Annotated in this window: 11 protein-coding genes and 1 tRNA gene; 6 read left to right on the top strand and 6 right to left on the bottom strand. The window is 41.5% G+C overall.

Annotated features, from left to right (window positions below; all coding sequences use genetic code 11):
* Positions 1 to 68: 68 nt before the first annotated feature.
* The 6 genes from dusB (at position 69) to ACYVBM_RS09110 (ending at position 4,999) form a co-directional block, all read left to right on the top strand.
* Complete coding sequence (dusB, locus tag ACYVBM_RS09135) at positions 69 to 1,133, top strand: tRNA dihydrouridine synthase DusB (protein ID WP_460685339.1); 1,065 nt, start codon at positions 69 to 71, stop codon at positions 1,131 to 1,133.
* Between the two features lie 129 nt (positions 1,134 to 1,262).
* On the top strand, positions 1,263 to 1,940 hold the full coding sequence (locus ACYVBM_RS09130; RefSeq protein ID WP_460685338.1) for a hypothetical protein: 678 nt from the start codon (positions 1,263 to 1,265) through the stop codon (positions 1,938 to 1,940).
* A 303-nt stretch (positions 1,941 to 2,243) separates the two neighbouring features.
* Positions 2,244 to 2,918, top strand: a complete 675-nt coding sequence (locus tag ACYVBM_RS09125) for an endonuclease/exonuclease/phosphatase family protein (RefSeq protein ID WP_460685337.1) — start codon at positions 2,244 to 2,246, stop codon at positions 2,916 to 2,918.
* A gap of 148 nt (positions 2,919 to 3,066) precedes the next feature.
* A tRNA-Ile gene (locus tag ACYVBM_RS09120) sits at positions 3,067 to 3,140 on the top strand.
* A gap of 25 nt (positions 3,141 to 3,165) precedes the next feature.
* Positions 3,166 to 3,489, top strand: coding sequence for a GIY-YIG nuclease family protein (locus tag ACYVBM_RS09115; RefSeq protein WP_460685336.1), 324 nt, complete (start codon positions 3,166 to 3,168; stop codon positions 3,487 to 3,489).
* A gap of 457 nt (positions 3,490 to 3,946) precedes the next feature.
* Positions 3,947 to 4,999, top strand: coding sequence for a glycoside hydrolase family 43 protein (locus ACYVBM_RS09110; RefSeq protein WP_460685335.1), 1,053 nt, complete (start codon positions 3,947 to 3,949; stop codon positions 4,997 to 4,999).
* A gap of 11 nt (positions 5,000 to 5,010) precedes the next feature.
* Here the strand turns inward: ACYVBM_RS09110 and ACYVBM_RS09105 are convergent, their stop codons facing one another.
* The 6 genes from ACYVBM_RS09105 to ACYVBM_RS09080 all read right to left on the bottom strand — a co-directional run bounded on the left by ACYVBM_RS09105 (position 5,011) and on the right by ACYVBM_RS09080 (position 14,670).
* The gene (locus ACYVBM_RS09105; protein ID WP_460685334.1) at positions 5,011 to 5,847 is read right to left on the bottom strand and encodes an alpha/beta hydrolase; all 837 of its coding nucleotides are present in this window, start codon (positions 5,845 to 5,847) and stop codon (positions 5,011 to 5,013) included.
* 437 nt (positions 5,848 to 6,284) lie between these two features.
* Positions 6,285 to 7,787 (bottom strand): glycoside hydrolase family 32 protein, encoded by a 1,503-nt coding sequence (locus tag ACYVBM_RS09100; protein ID WP_460685333.1) that lies wholly within the window; start codon positions 7,785 to 7,787, stop codon positions 6,285 to 6,287.
* 32 nt (positions 7,788 to 7,819) lie between these two features.
* A complete protein-coding gene (locus tag ACYVBM_RS09095; RefSeq protein WP_460685332.1) occupies positions 7,820 to 9,511 on the bottom strand; it encodes a GH32 C-terminal domain-containing protein in 1,692 nt (563 codons plus the stop codon).
* Between the two features lie 45 nt (positions 9,512 to 9,556).
* Positions 9,557 to 11,149, bottom strand: a complete 1,593-nt coding sequence (locus ACYVBM_RS09090) for a glycoside hydrolase family 172 protein (protein ID WP_460685331.1) — start codon at positions 11,147 to 11,149, stop codon at positions 9,557 to 9,559.
* Positions 11,150 to 11,257: 108 nt separating this feature from the next.
* The gene (locus ACYVBM_RS09085) at positions 11,258 to 12,502 is read right to left on the bottom strand and encodes a glycosyl hydrolase family 28-related protein (RefSeq protein WP_460685330.1); all 1,245 of its coding nucleotides are present in this window, start codon (positions 12,500 to 12,502) and stop codon (positions 11,258 to 11,260) included.
* A 29-nt stretch (positions 12,503 to 12,531) separates the two neighbouring features.
* Entirely contained in the window at positions 12,532 to 14,670 is a 2,139-nt protein-coding gene (locus ACYVBM_RS09080) for a GH32 C-terminal domain-containing protein (protein ID WP_460685329.1), read from the bottom strand.
* Positions 14,671 to 14,706: the final 36 nt, after the last annotated feature.

Here is a 14,706-nt window from a genome sequence, read left to right as displayed (position 1 = left end):
TAATTATTGGCTGAGCAGCAGCACTACTATCATCGTATTTGCCATGCTCGTTTTATCGTCCCGGTTATATGGCATCAGGAATAAACATAAACGATCTTTTTAAAAATCCTGCCTGGGCAGAGGGCTTCCCCCTGCTGCTGGCGCCTATGGAAGATGTAAGCGACCCTCCTTTCCGCGCGGTTTGCAAAGATAATGGCGCCGACCTGATGTACACCGAATTCATCAGTAGCGAAGGTTTGATACGCGATGCCATTAAAAGCCGCCGTAAGCTGGATATTTTCGACTACGAACGTCCTATCGGCATACAGATATTTGGTGGCGATGAGGAAAGCCTTTCCCTTGCCGCAAAAATCGTGGATGTTACGCAGCCCGATCTTTTGGACATCAACTTTGGCTGCCCGGTAAAGAAAGTAGCATTGAAGGGAGCAGGCGCCGGGGTGCTGAAAGATGTGGATCTAATGGTACGTCTTACGGAGGCCGTTGTTAAAAGCACCGCTCTTCCGGTTACGGTAAAAACCCGCCTGGGCTGGGATGAAACCATGCTGAATATTGAGGAGGTGGCAGAGCGACTGCAGGACGTTGGCATTAAAGCATTGGCTATTCATGGCCGTACCCGTTGCCAGATGTATAAAGGCGAAGCAGACTGGACGCTGATCGGTAAAGTAAAAAATAATCCCCGCATTAAAATCCCCATTTTTGGTAACGGGGATATCGACAGTCCGCAAAAAGCGGTTGAGTATAAGAACCGTTACGGTGTGGATGGCATCATGATTGGCCGTGCAGCCATTGGCTATCCGTGGATATTCAGGGAAATAAAGCATTTTTATCAGACCGGTGAGTTACTGACGCCGCCAACTGTAGAAGAACGCGTAAACGTAGTGCGCAAGCATTTGCATAAGAGCCTGGAATGGAAGGGCCCGGTAGTGGGCATTAACGAAATGCGCAGGCATTATGCCAACTATTTAAAGGGCCTGCCTAATATTAAAGAATACCGAAGCAAGCTGGTTACCCTAAACCAACCGGAAGCAATTGAGAAGATACTGGACGATATCATAGTGCGTTATTCGGGTTATGAAATCGCGGCTGCGCCTATTGAACTGGTGAACTATCATGAGAAGTGCCCGGTGAATTAAGGCTGGAATAACTGTACCACACTTTAGGCCGTTTAATCCTCATTTTAACGAAAAGAATAGCTTTATTATGTTACAAGGGTGTTGCATTGCAATTAGACTTAACGTCCTGATAATTATAAAATAGTTGTTATGAGAAATAGGATCCTAATAGCCCTGGCATTTTGTATTTTAATTATTGCCCACTCTTGTAATAAATCTCAAGGAACAATAAAACAAACCAAACAATGTATTGAAAATGCTGCCGCTCCTTTTAAATCAGAAATCATAGTTGATATTTGCAACACAGAAGTTTGTAGTAAGTATATTGAAATATGGAAAGAATTGTTTAAAAAAGAAAACAATATTAATGATGAATTCTTTAACAAACATATAAGCCTTTACGGAGCAAAGGAGGTTTCACCAAGTTACTTAAGGGTTTTTTATACTTTCAATATTAATTACGCGACCAAAAATGCCTCTGATATATTTTACATCAAATCATCAGACGGTACTTTTCTTTTAAAAGAAGATATCATAAAAATGAAACAATTTGGTATATCAAAAATTTCAAACATCAACAATCTTTACTTTAATACTTATGAAGCAGCCTACAACGCCGCTCTGAAAAAAACTAATGTAACCGGCCTGTGTTTTGAAGGGTACTCATTTGATGGCGGTAATACAGGTACAATTATTATGAACTTGTCAGGCCGATTTATTGCAGACAGCAACAGATGTATTTCTTCAAGCGTTAATTTACACACCGGCGCTATATCTATTAGTGAAGGGAGCTGCTATCCCATGACCTTGGAGAAAAGAACTATATAAACCTGGTATTGTATCTTGTTTCCCTGCCTGACACTGGTTCAATAATGCCGGGAGTCCTTGCAGGAGATCGGGCTAAGTGAAAAATAATTTGTCATGTCGTTAGTACCTGTCTTCCTATGATGAGTTTCACTTTCAACCAATACCCGATTTAATGAGCGCATTGTAACAGCCTTAAAAGCCAAAGGGCTGACTTATTATTCGTTTTACAGCGATGATACAGGCATTCTCTCTAAATATCTATTAATAGCATATGGTCCGCTGGGAAAAAAGGATATTTATTTCAGGGGCACCATTCATAAGGCAGTGGTAAAACATGAAAGCGGTAAAGAGACCGCTTTTTATACCGCTCATCTGCAATATACCAAAGCTGCCAATTATCTCCCCAGGGCGTATGATGCTGATACCTGGAAAAAAATGCCGGCACCGGTATTGAGCGTTGATTCGGTCATACAAAATAATAAGCGCTCTACAAGGGACGAAGCAATAGTGGCATTTATTAAAGATGCCAGCCAGGAAACCAAAAAAGGCCGGCTGGTTTTCCTGGGAGGCGATTTTAACGAGCCCTCCCACCTGGACTGGACCAAACGCACCAAAAACCTTTTTGATCACCATGGCCTGATTGTTCCCTGGAATAATACGATCTCTTTACAAAAGACTGGCTTTATAGATGCCTACCGGAAACAATTCCCAAATGAAGTTAGTCATCCCGGGTTTACATTTCCGGCCTATATTACTACTGTGCCGGTAAAAAAGCTGGTTTGGGCGCCAGACGCGGATGAAAGAGACCGTATTGATTTTATTTTTTACAGGCAAAACAAAGCTCTCCGCCTAAAAGATGTCACGATTGTAGGGCCTAAAGAATCTATACTTAAAGGCCAGCCCGTTACAGAAGCAACCAAAGATCCGTTTTTGTTACCCTATGGAAATTGGCCCACCGACCATAAGGCGCTGCTAGCCGATTTCGTTATAAAAAAGTAGTGGTGGGATCTCTACATCTTTTGCAGCTGTACTTTTGAAAGGATTTTTAAAAATTAGTAGCGCCAAATTGAAAATTTTCTATACTTTTGCCCTCCTTAAAACAGGAAGCGTTCTTTTTAAGATATTATTTTTACCGCTTTGCGGTAAGGGTCCTATAGCTCAGTCGGTTAGAGCACCTGACTCATAATCAGGGGGTCCCTGGTTCGAGCCCAGGTGGGACCACAAAATAAAGCATCTGCCCACGCAGGTGCTTTTTTCATTTAACCTGTTTAACCACACTACATTGTCCGCCTGTTATATTCTTTATAGTAAAAAGCTTAATAAGTATTATGTAGGAGCTACCAGCACTGATGCTACTGAGCGACTGAACAAACATTTCTCAGGCTATTATGCAGGTAAGTTTACATCGATAGCTGATGATTGGGAATTATTTTTAGAAATACACTGTTTACAGGTAACGCAGGCTTTTAAAATTGAAACTCATATTAAGCGAATGAAAAGCCGGAAGTATATTGAAAATCTCAAACGTTATCCCGATATAATAAATATGTTGCTCGAGAAATACTCATAATCAGGGTGCCGATAGCTATCGGCACTGGTTCGAGCCCAGGTGGGACCACAAAATAAAGCATCTGCCCACGCAGGTGCTTTTTTCATTTAACCTGTTTAACAACACTACATTGCCCGCCTGTTATATTCTTTACAGAAAAAACGTTACTATACAACGAAAAACCGGCTCACCAGATATATTACCGGTTATTATGATTTATATCGCAAACTGAAGATTGGATATTGCTCTTGGAAAGAGTGCATGCGCATGTAAAAGCGGCTTGGAGAATTACTTCTATCCGGCAAATGAAAAGCGGAAGTCTATCAGAGGCTTGAATTTAATAGGTGTTGGCCACGTAATCCATACATCACATGTTTATTATTACCCTATCTTTATCTTTAATAATAATTCCCTGCCCATGCAAAAAATTTTCCTTTTAATTACTTTTTTATCCGTACTTACAAACCTGTCCTGCCAAATGACCACATCAAAAAAGGCAAAAACTTATACCAACCCTTTGCCGGTTAAATTTGGCGATCCTTATGTGCTGCGTGCATCTGATGGAAAATATTACATGTATGGTACAGGGGCCGGTGCCAAAAACGGCTTTGCAGCCTATTCTTCCGAAGATCTAACAGACTGGAAGTGGGAAAAGCAGGTTTATTTTGGCAATAACGAAAACGGTTGGGGCGAACATTCTTACTGGGCGCCTGAAGTGTATGAGCGTAATGGCAAATATTATATGTTCTACAGCGCTCACTGGAAAGTAAACCCCGGCAATGAAGAAGAAAATTTTAAAATCGGTGTGGCCGTAGCCGACCAACCAACAGGACCTTTTATTGATATGCAAAACAAACCCATCTTTGATCCTGGCTACCCTGTTATTGATGCCAACGTACTGTTTGCGGAAGATGGTAAAATCTATCTGTATTATTCCAGATGTTGCTATAAACATCCTGTAGAAAGCGAAGTGGCTACATGGGCACGAAAAAAAGGATGGTATAAGGAAATTGAGGAAAGCTGGGTGTATGGGGTGGAAATGAAGCCCGACTTCAGTGGTATAATTGGCGAGCCGGTATTATTATTACGCCCACCGGTAAAGATGAACGATAAACAGGCCGGGTGGGAAAGCCAATCCGTTACTTCTAAAGAAGTGAACCGCCGCTGGACAGAAGGTTCTTATATTTTTAAAAAAGGAGACACTTATTATATGATGTATTCGGCTAATTATTTTGGAGGAAAGAATTATGCTGTAGGATATGCTACATCAAAAAATCCACTCGGGCCTTTTAAAAAAGCAGCAAACAATCCTGTTTTGCAAAAGAATACTGCAACAGGCGGCATTGTTACCGGTACCGGCCACAATAGCATTACCTACTCGCCTGACGGAAAAACCATGCTATGCGTATACCACGGCCGTACGAGCCAAACCGGCGACGAGCGGGTAGTATTTATTGATAAAATGACCGTCTCTGAAAACGGGATCTTAACAGTTGAAGGGCCAACGACAGATCCGCAGCCAGCTCCCTAAAGCTATATGAATTACTTCTTTTCAGAATTAATTTCCTTTATGCGCTGTTGCATTTCTTTTAATAAAAGCGGGTAAGCGCCTTCCGGCATATTTCCATGATCATAGCCATCCAGCTCAAAGAGCTGCGTTTGTTTATGTCCTGCCAGCTGCATCATCCGATACCAGTAAGCATTCTCCTCATAACGCCCAAACAGCTCCAGTTCCCTGTCGCCTGTGATCAATAGGGTGGGTGGCGCATCCTTCCTCACAAAATACAACGGAGCCATAGAATCGATCACCGGCCGCAGAGGATCAATACCCCGTTCCTTTCTTACAGTAAAATGCGTTATGGCCTGCCCGCTAAAAGGAATTAAAGCGGCTACACGGTTGGCATCAATAGTATATTTTTCGAGGTAAGCTTTGTTTAGCGTAACCATTGATGCCAGGTAGCCACCGGCCGAATGCCCGGACAAAAAAATAAGCTGTTCACTTCCTCCATATCGGTTTATGTGATTAAATACCCATGCTACTGCGGCTGCGGCATCCTCAATATATGTCGGTGCTTTTACTTTGGGAGATAAGCGGTATTCTACTGTAGCGATGGCGTATCCTTTATTCTTCAAAGGTTCGGGCAAATCGCGATGGCCGCCCGTAATACCGCCACCATGAAACCAAACGATGGTAGCGAAATTTTTTATTCCTTCAGGATAATAAAGGTCCAGCACACACATGGAATCTTTATAGCTATCGCCTTTATATGCTGTTTCGGGATAATATTTAATATTCTTAACTGTTTTATAGGCAGGCTGTGCAAAAGCGGCAGTATAGATCAGCGTGATACATAAAAAGAAGGTTATTTTTTTATTCATAAGTATGCAAAGTTAGTTCATCAGCCGGTTTTGTCTTCTGAAAATAATAAAACCGGCAAAGAACACAGGAATATAAAATGAAACACACTGGTCACCCCTGGCTTATTTATTTTTGATGATTGGAGGCCCTACCACCATCCGTTTCAGATTATATAGGCGCGCCCCCCTTACTTTATTGTAAACGCAATACACTATAAGCACTTTTCTTACACCGGAACCAGTAAACTATGGGTGCTTCCTACAAAAATACCAAGCGTATCGTTTCTCACAATTAATGCAATGCTGTATACTGCCTTCTATCCGATAAGTAGCGGCAAGTTTTATATATTTCCAGGATTATTGTTATCAATAAAGCTGTATAGATACGCCTATCTGAACGCTTTTGGAGTTCAGATAGCAATTAGTTCTACATCTGTTTGTTATAAATATGTGATCGCTTATTTTAGCTTATTCAACTGAAGCTGCTGTATCACCATTTTATCCGGCGATTGTATGCTGATATCGGTAAACGGTGTGGTTGGGAAAAATATTCCTGTCATCACACTTAACCCGTTATCTGCAAATAATTCTGCTGATGCCACATCAATCACCAGGGTTACGTTCATTTCTTTATTATTTGACAAGCGTGGCGCAACATGCTTTCTTGCAAAACCTTTTTCAAACGAAGCAGCACCGCTTTTGGTACGGTCGATAAAATACTGGTTCGCTTTGGCATCAAAACCAATCACTACCTGCTCACCTTTTGCATTAGATAAAACAATGTCAAATGATTTTGCGTTACCGGTTGTGAAGCTTAACATAGCAGCGCCATCCAGCTTTCCTGTTTTTTTAGTGATATCAAAGCTACCTGCTTTTATATTTTTTAGTGTAGCGCTTTGGGGAACCGCGGTCTTTAATTCTTTTACCGGTTCTGAAGCAAGAAGGTATGCATTACCGCTTTTTACCAGTTTCAGCTCCCTTGCAATGGTGGTAGCGCTGCGCCAGTTTTGGGTAGGCACCAGGTTGGCATATTGCCAGTTGCTCATCCAGCCGATCAATAGTTTACGATCCCCGGTATTGCTCCACGTAACGCCGGCATAATTATCCGGGCCGTAGTCCATCCAGCGGGTTTGGGTATCAAAAGGGTTAAAAGCCGAACCGTCAAAATCTCCCACGAAATATTGCGTGGCCGATCCTCCGTTAGGTCCGCCGGGATTTATATTTACAATTAATACCCATGCCTGTTTGCCATCCACGGTAAAAGGGATCAGGTCCGGGCATTCCCACACACCACCATGCGCGCCGATATTTTTCCCGAATTGGCTTTCTTCTTTCCAGCTTTTCAGATCAGGTGAGGAATAAAAAGTAATATGGTCTAAGGTAGCCAGGGTCATGATCCATTTTTGAGCAGGCTCGTACCACATCACTTTAGGGTCGCGAAAATCGCGGATGCGGGGGTTAGGCAGTACAGGATTGCCCTTGTATTTGGTCCAGGTTTTCCCCTCGTCTAAGCTGTAGGCAATACTTTGGGTTTGATAGGTCTCAAAGCCTTCCTTTTCTATGGCATGGCTGTGATTGGTATAAATAGCCACCATGGCATTTTTACCAAAACCGGCAGTATTGTTTATGTCTATTACGGCGCTGCCGGAAAAGATAGTACCCAAAGCATCGGGGTATAAAGCAATAGGCTGTTCTTCCCAGTTTACCATGTCGGTGCTAATGGCATGGCCCCAATGCATAGGCCCCCAAACAGTACTGTCGGGGTTGTGCTGGAAAAACAAATGGTAGGTGCCGTTATAATATACCATTCCGTTGGGATCATTCATCCAGCCTTTTTTGGGGGTGAAATGAATGAGCGGGCGGTGTTGCTCTGTATGGGCCTCTGTACCAGTCTGGCACCATAAAGCCTGGAAATGAATAAAGGAGATAAATAGCAGCAACCATTTTATTTTTGGAATCATAGCATTTCGTTTAAATAGTTCAAAAGATATTCCTACCAGATACTTTTTAGTTCATATACTTCGAGGCCGGAGACCTGAATCGTTCCACCTTTCGCGGATAATGACAGGGAGCGGTTACTATCCTCAATATTAATATTGACCGGCATAAACAAGAGTCCGTTGTTTGCAAATATTTCAAGCCCTGTTCTGTCAGCATATATCAGCAATCTAAGTTTACCATTCTGTAATGGCGCCGGCGCTTTTACACCATCTACGACCAGTTGCTGACTGGCTACATCATAGATAACAGCTACTCCGCGGATAGTAAGGTTTACTTCTTTAGCTTTTCCCGGTGTAATTTCCATGTGTAATTCCGCCAGTTCAATGCTGATGCTTTTTAATGGATTGTCGCTGTTTTTTTTGAGCGTTTTACTGCCGATTTTGTAAGCCTTCCCGCTGCGAAGATTTTCAACCTCCTTCACGGGCATGCGTGTAAGCCTGATCCCTTCCGGTGTTTTTACCAGCTTGTGTTCTAATGGTAAGCTCATAGATTGATTAAACGTCATATCGTCTTTCGCCGTGTTGGTGCGCCACCATCCTATTTCAATACGGCGCCCGGCAGGTTCGTCACTAAAGGTTTGAGGTGCATAAAAATCACGTCCATGCTGGTTTTGCAATTTCCTTTCCTCTTCAGTAAAAGTAGTACCGTCAAAGCTGCCGATAGCATACTCGGTATTAGCGCCGGTAAGTACCCATTTTTTTATACCATTCATGCCCTGCACAGGAAGTTCATAAAATTCGGGACATTCAAAAAGATAACGGTCATTACCTATACCGCCATAGGTAATGCTGGCAGGTGTCCAGTTCTTAAGATCCGGTGAAGTAAGGAATTGCATACTGTGCTGTTCATTATTACCCCGTTCTACCCATACCACCATTACCCATTTTTTTGTTGGTTCGTGCCAAATCACTTTGGGATCCCGGTTATCTTTATTAATACGCGGCACCACAGCTTTGCAATAATTATGAAAAGTACGGCCATCGGTACTCCAGCTCATGTATTGGCCCCAGCCACGGGCACCCGTGTGAAACAGTACCATTGCGGGTTTCCCGTTTTCACCCAAACCGCTGGTATTGTTTTTATCTACAACTGCTCCTCCGCTGAATACAGGCCCGCCCTGATCGGGATGTATAGCATCATCCAGTTCAGTCCAGTGCACCAGGTCTTTACTAACGGTATGCCCCCAGGTCATATTACCCCAGTTCCGTCCATAAGGGTTGTGCTGAAAAAACAGGTGATATTCACCGTCAAAATACACCATACCGTTAGGATCGTTGGTCCAACCGCGTTTAGGGGAGAAATGGAACTGCGGCCGCAGTTTCTCTTTGTATTCATTTGTATTCGTGTCTTCATTACTTTGTATCACAGGATCGAATACTTTTGATGTGGCGGCAACCTTATCCACTCTTAATTCTATTGATTTACCCTTCCATTCGTCAATACGCATATACGCATACCAGTCAGGCTTTTCTTCGGCTAGCTCCATGTCCCAGAAACGGGTATTGATACCATCTACCCATAATTCAAGGTTCCTTTTGGGAGCGCCATTCTTAACAGGCAATACCAGGTATTTTTGAGTCGCTGTAAAATAAGTACTGATATTTTTGGTAGCAGGCTGGTCCTGCGTAAATCCATATATAAAAGCAGATACCAGCAGGTATGTTTTCAGTAATCTTTTGATCATCTTTTATACCTTTTAAATAGTTTTTGTTTAAGAGATAGCTTGTTATTATTTACGCTCATCGTGCGCACCTTCAAAACCATACCAATAAGTGGTCGCTGCAGCATCGATCGTTCCTCCATCCCAACTGAGCATTTCCATATCAAACGAAAATGCTTTTGTAAATGGAATGGCATCTAAGTTCCTTGTTCTGGTAAAAGTATTATACCCTTTTGAAGAAGGGTTATCCGCCCTGGGCGCATTGGCAAAAGGAGTCTGGTACAGTACCACGGGCGCCCATGAAGTATTGTAGTAATCTTCAAGCCCGGTTCCAAATTCAGAAGGGAATTTTTCATTATCAACATAAGCTTTGGCATCGCCCTCTCCATACCAGGTGTTCATATGATTGTTGACTGACAAAGTATTCCCCATATATATACCTTTACCTACGATAGCTGCAAAGTTCCAGTCAATGGGCGCTGCAGCATCTTCTGCAGCTACTTTTGTTACATCATAATCCCATTTGGCATCTTTAATATTTTCTTCATACTTATAGCTTGCATGAAAATACATGGACGATGCGTCCCATTTAAAAGCGCCAACTATTACAGACGCGTTCAGACTGATATTAAAATCATTTTTATTGATAAAAGATATTTTTGCAACCTTCCTGTAGGGCATTACCCAGCGACTGATTAAGCGGCCATCCTCTGTTAAATCCCTGTACCAGCTTTTTATCTTCCGGCCTCCGTACCCGCTGCCAATAAAATCTCCGAGCGGGCACATTACGGTTTGATGATCATCGAACATTATCTTTAAAAATACGGAACGCCACATCTTTTCAGTATCAGCATTACTAACTGCACTTAATTTTGCTGTTACAGAACGGATGGCGTTTGCACCTCCTGGTAAGGATATGGTTATTTCTTTACCAGGAGCCAATAGCCGCTTTATTACCACCTGCTTACCTGTTGGAACAGGGGGGCTCCAAAGCAATGCTTCCGCTTTGTCAATTTCTTTTTTATACTTTGTTAGCTGGCTTAAACTGAATGTTTCTGTTCGGGTGCCGGGAACATAAGTCCTGTAATTGATCTGGTAATAGTGCGGCGTTTTCATATTCGCACTGTCTGCAAATTGCCAGGTAACCTTACAATGCTTTTGATAAAGCAAAGGCAGGTATAGTGTATTGCCGCCTTTGCCATCCGGCTCATAACTGCTGTGCGGATTTAACAGCGCTGGCCCTAATTGAAATCCTTTCATTAAATCAAAACCGGGTATCTGCACTGAGGCTTCTGGTTCATTATCAAAATAAAAACGCATGATCCCCTGCTTCGCAAGTGTGGTTAACCAAAAACGGACAATAGCGCCCGGGCCATCAGCGTCCATCATTACATATTCAGTATGCCCGTCTTTTTTCTCCTCCCTGATAAACTGGTTGAAATCGGCATTGGCAAACCACCCCGGCTGATGCGGCGAAACCGACCTCCTGTCATAGCTGCTGGCCTGTTGCAGTGTATAAACCGGTGAAGGAAATTTGGCTACAGCATCGAAATCGGTCATTTCTCTTAACAGCAGAGGCAATGTTATTTGCTGCTGAGAATAAGAATGAAAACCGGCAAAGAGCCATAACACCAGGTATGCTATTGACAATCTTTTTTGCATGTATTAACGTATTTTACAAAGACTAATGCAATCACTATTGCTTTTGATTTCAATTCAGAATGATCGGATTATATTTTATGTATATAAACACTCAAAAAAAATTATATGCTAATACACAATTCTTACTTTTGACCGATCGCCTTCTACTGTGATTTTATCTGGTGCAACACAGTTCACAATTTCATTATTTTCCGTTACATAAAAAATTCTTGAACTGTTTTGAAAAGGAATTTTTAAATTTTGAAATGAATTACCACCCTGGGAACCATGCACTCTGATAACCACAGGGTCATTTGACGGATTTACCCAGTCTGTAAAAAAGGAGCTGTTTGATACAAGATTATTCAGACCATTGATCCTTATTACACCGTAGTCATTGGATTTATTTCTGAGCTGCCAGTTTACATCGCCATTGGGTTTACGCATCCAGAAGATATTATTACTGATCAGATTGTTCATGCTGTTGATAACCTCGATCATTCCCACATAATAACTTTGAAAATTATTACCTGTCACATTTACCATCTGGCCGTTTTCTATTTTAAGATTTACGTCTCCGTCAGGATAAACATGATTACCATTGAAAACAAAGTTCTCCTGATTTTTTAACAAAACTGTATTATTATAATCCCTGTCAGAAGGATTGGGTATAGCTCCTAATAAACAATTTGAGATTATATTTTGAATACCATTTTCCATAAAAATGCTTCTCCGGCACTCTGATACCCAGCAACTTTGTATTGTCATTGCATCTGCTGCATTCGCATAAATACCAGTATTTAAATTGATACAAACGATATCGGACAATTTAATACCGTCATTGTCATGCCTGATACCAATGCCCACCCCTTTAATAGTTCCTGTGGCACCACCTGATATCAGCAGGTTTTTAATGGTTAACCCGGAAAGGCGGCCCTGAGAAGCGGGAAGTGGTCTTACGGTAATCGCTGTATCAGCATTCCCAAGTATTAATTTACTACCCCCACCAGGGTTCATTAATGAGCTAACTGCCGCATCAATGTTACTTCGCAAGCCCTCATTATATCCTCGTATGGTAACAAAGTTCTTATTGATCACAATCGGGGTGTCCAACAAAAACTCTCCATGCGGTATTACAATGGTGCCGCCATCAGCCGGCATCATATTCAGTATTTTTTTAAATACCCAGGTACAGCTATTTTGCCCATCTCCTTTCGCGCCATAATCGGTAATAACAAATTCGGGGCCTGTTGTCCAATCTGTTGACTTCCCGGATGTACCATCTGCAGGAACTTCTTTAATAATAGTTTTCGTACATGATTGAAACTGTACAAAAGTAATAAGCAGGGTTATTGATACTAAAACCTTTTTCATGTTAGAATATTTGGATAGTAATAAATGAATTAAAAATCTGTTTCCATATTTGCCGTTTTCAGCGCCCATGAGCGGATACTAACACTGGCACTGCCGTTTTCAGTAAATATTTTTACCTGATCGCTATTCTCTTTTAGTGGAAAAACCCTGGTAGTAAAGGCGGCTTCGTTATTAATAAAAAATTCTGCAACAGATCCGTCTATATAAATATGGAACCGAACCTCTTTGCTTATATCAAGCTCATATTTTTCTTTCCTGATGTTTAAAGGGATATGTTTTTTTAATGTTGAATGAGACTGGTCTACGACCATTTCCCGTGTTAAAGCGTCATAATAAACTTTCGTATATTCTGAACCATCTTCATTTGCATACAGAATAAATCCGAATTTTTGAGCATTCTTGACTGTAAAAGCTGCATCAATTTCTAATTGCTGATGACCTTTAATTATAAGCAAAGGTTGATGATCTATTATCGCCCGATCTTTATTAAGTATGGACTTTTCACGTAGTTGCTGTAAAAAAGGATGTGGGGTCTGATAAATTTTCCCGTTCCGAAGTTGCCATACTCTTGGAATACTATACACATGCGTCCACCCATTTTCATAGGCAGCTTCAGCACCAATTTCATCAGGTATAATGGCTATCGCAATAGTGCGTCCATCCTTATCTACCGCTACAGAAGGAGACAATAAGCGGTTAATTATTTCCAGGTTTTGGGGTATAAGACGATCAGGAACAAATTTTTCATTAACGAAATTTCCGACCCAATACATGGCCCTGGCGGGAACTCCTTTATACGGTATTTTATTTACCAGTAGTACATACTTGTCATTGAACTTTTTAAAAATAGGCATTTCCCAAAAAATCCCGGTATTATCCTTATCAGGATCTCCTTCATAAAGCGTATGGAGAAATTGCCACTCTTTTAGATCCACCGATTTATATAAAAGCACAGCCCCTCTTTCAATACTATCTTTAACACCGAACCCCACAATCATATACCAGCTATTGTTCTCTTTCCATACATAGGGATCCCTAAGATCTGTTCTGCTATATCCAGGTGGTTGTGAAGCGATAACCGGATTACCTGAAAACTTTTCCCAGGTTATAAGAGCATCATCCTTGGGAAATGCTATGCCAATTCCCAGATTTTCTCCACCAGTTGTATAAATGATTTCAGGAATACCGGCATCATTTAATACGATATGCCCTGACCAGATGCCGTTCTGATCATAAGTCATTGAAGGAGTTAGCGCAGGTATATGCTCTTTCCAGTTAATCAAATCCGTGCTGCTAAAATGCCCCCAGTTTATTTGGCGCAGAAGAAGATTTGAAGCGTTTTTTTGATTAAAAATATGGTAGCGATTTTTGTAAAAAATCAATCCATGCGTTTCGTTGGTCCAGTTAGCAGCTGGCAGCAGGTGATATTTTGGCCTGCTGAAGTCGCTGGCAAACCGGCTTGCTGGAATCGCTAATACTGGCTTCTTGTTTTTATACTTTAAAACCTGCTTTTTTAGTTCCCCTGATATTAAAGGTTGTTGCCAAACGCAAACCTCATCTATTAGTCCATTGATCAGTGTCAGGTCAAAAATACCCTGCTTTTTTTCCCGTACATCTTTCGCAAGACGCAATGTAGTAGCGTTTAAAAGAAATATTGATGAGCGCTCCCACACTTTTTCACCGTTTATAAACGCAGTAAGCATATTTTCTTCAATAGAGAGCGCAACATGTATCCATTCAAACCTTTTTACTTTTTTTGAGATTGCATGGTATGTAAAACTTCCGGCATTCTCGCAACCGGTCAAAACTGATCCAAAGCGATCAACACATAAAGAAACAGACTGCTTACTGATATGATCAGACAGCGTAAAGAAAGCAGCCGTGTCATTAGGAAAGGACTCCAGGGCATACCAGGCGGATATGCCGGCCGGCGGTTTTCTTAATGTCGTTTCCAGCCACGTTGAATATCCATCTGTTCTTATAGCGCTGCCTTTAATTCCTTTTGACCTTTCAGGTATTTGCCGGACACTGTGATAATTTAAACAAACGGTGTCATTATCCGCAAATAACAAATTTTCTCTGTCGAAGCTCCATACTGACTGACCAAAGGCTGATAATATGAAGAAGCTAAATAGTAATAACGTATATATGCGGATGCTGATATTCATTCTTTGCTGTTGATTTAAAACAGGTTCATTTAAAAA

It is taken from the genome of Niabella aquatica (genome assembly GCF_054779315.1).
Note: the sequence above shows the minus strand (reverse complement) of the source record. Positions and strands in the feature narration are given on the sequence as shown.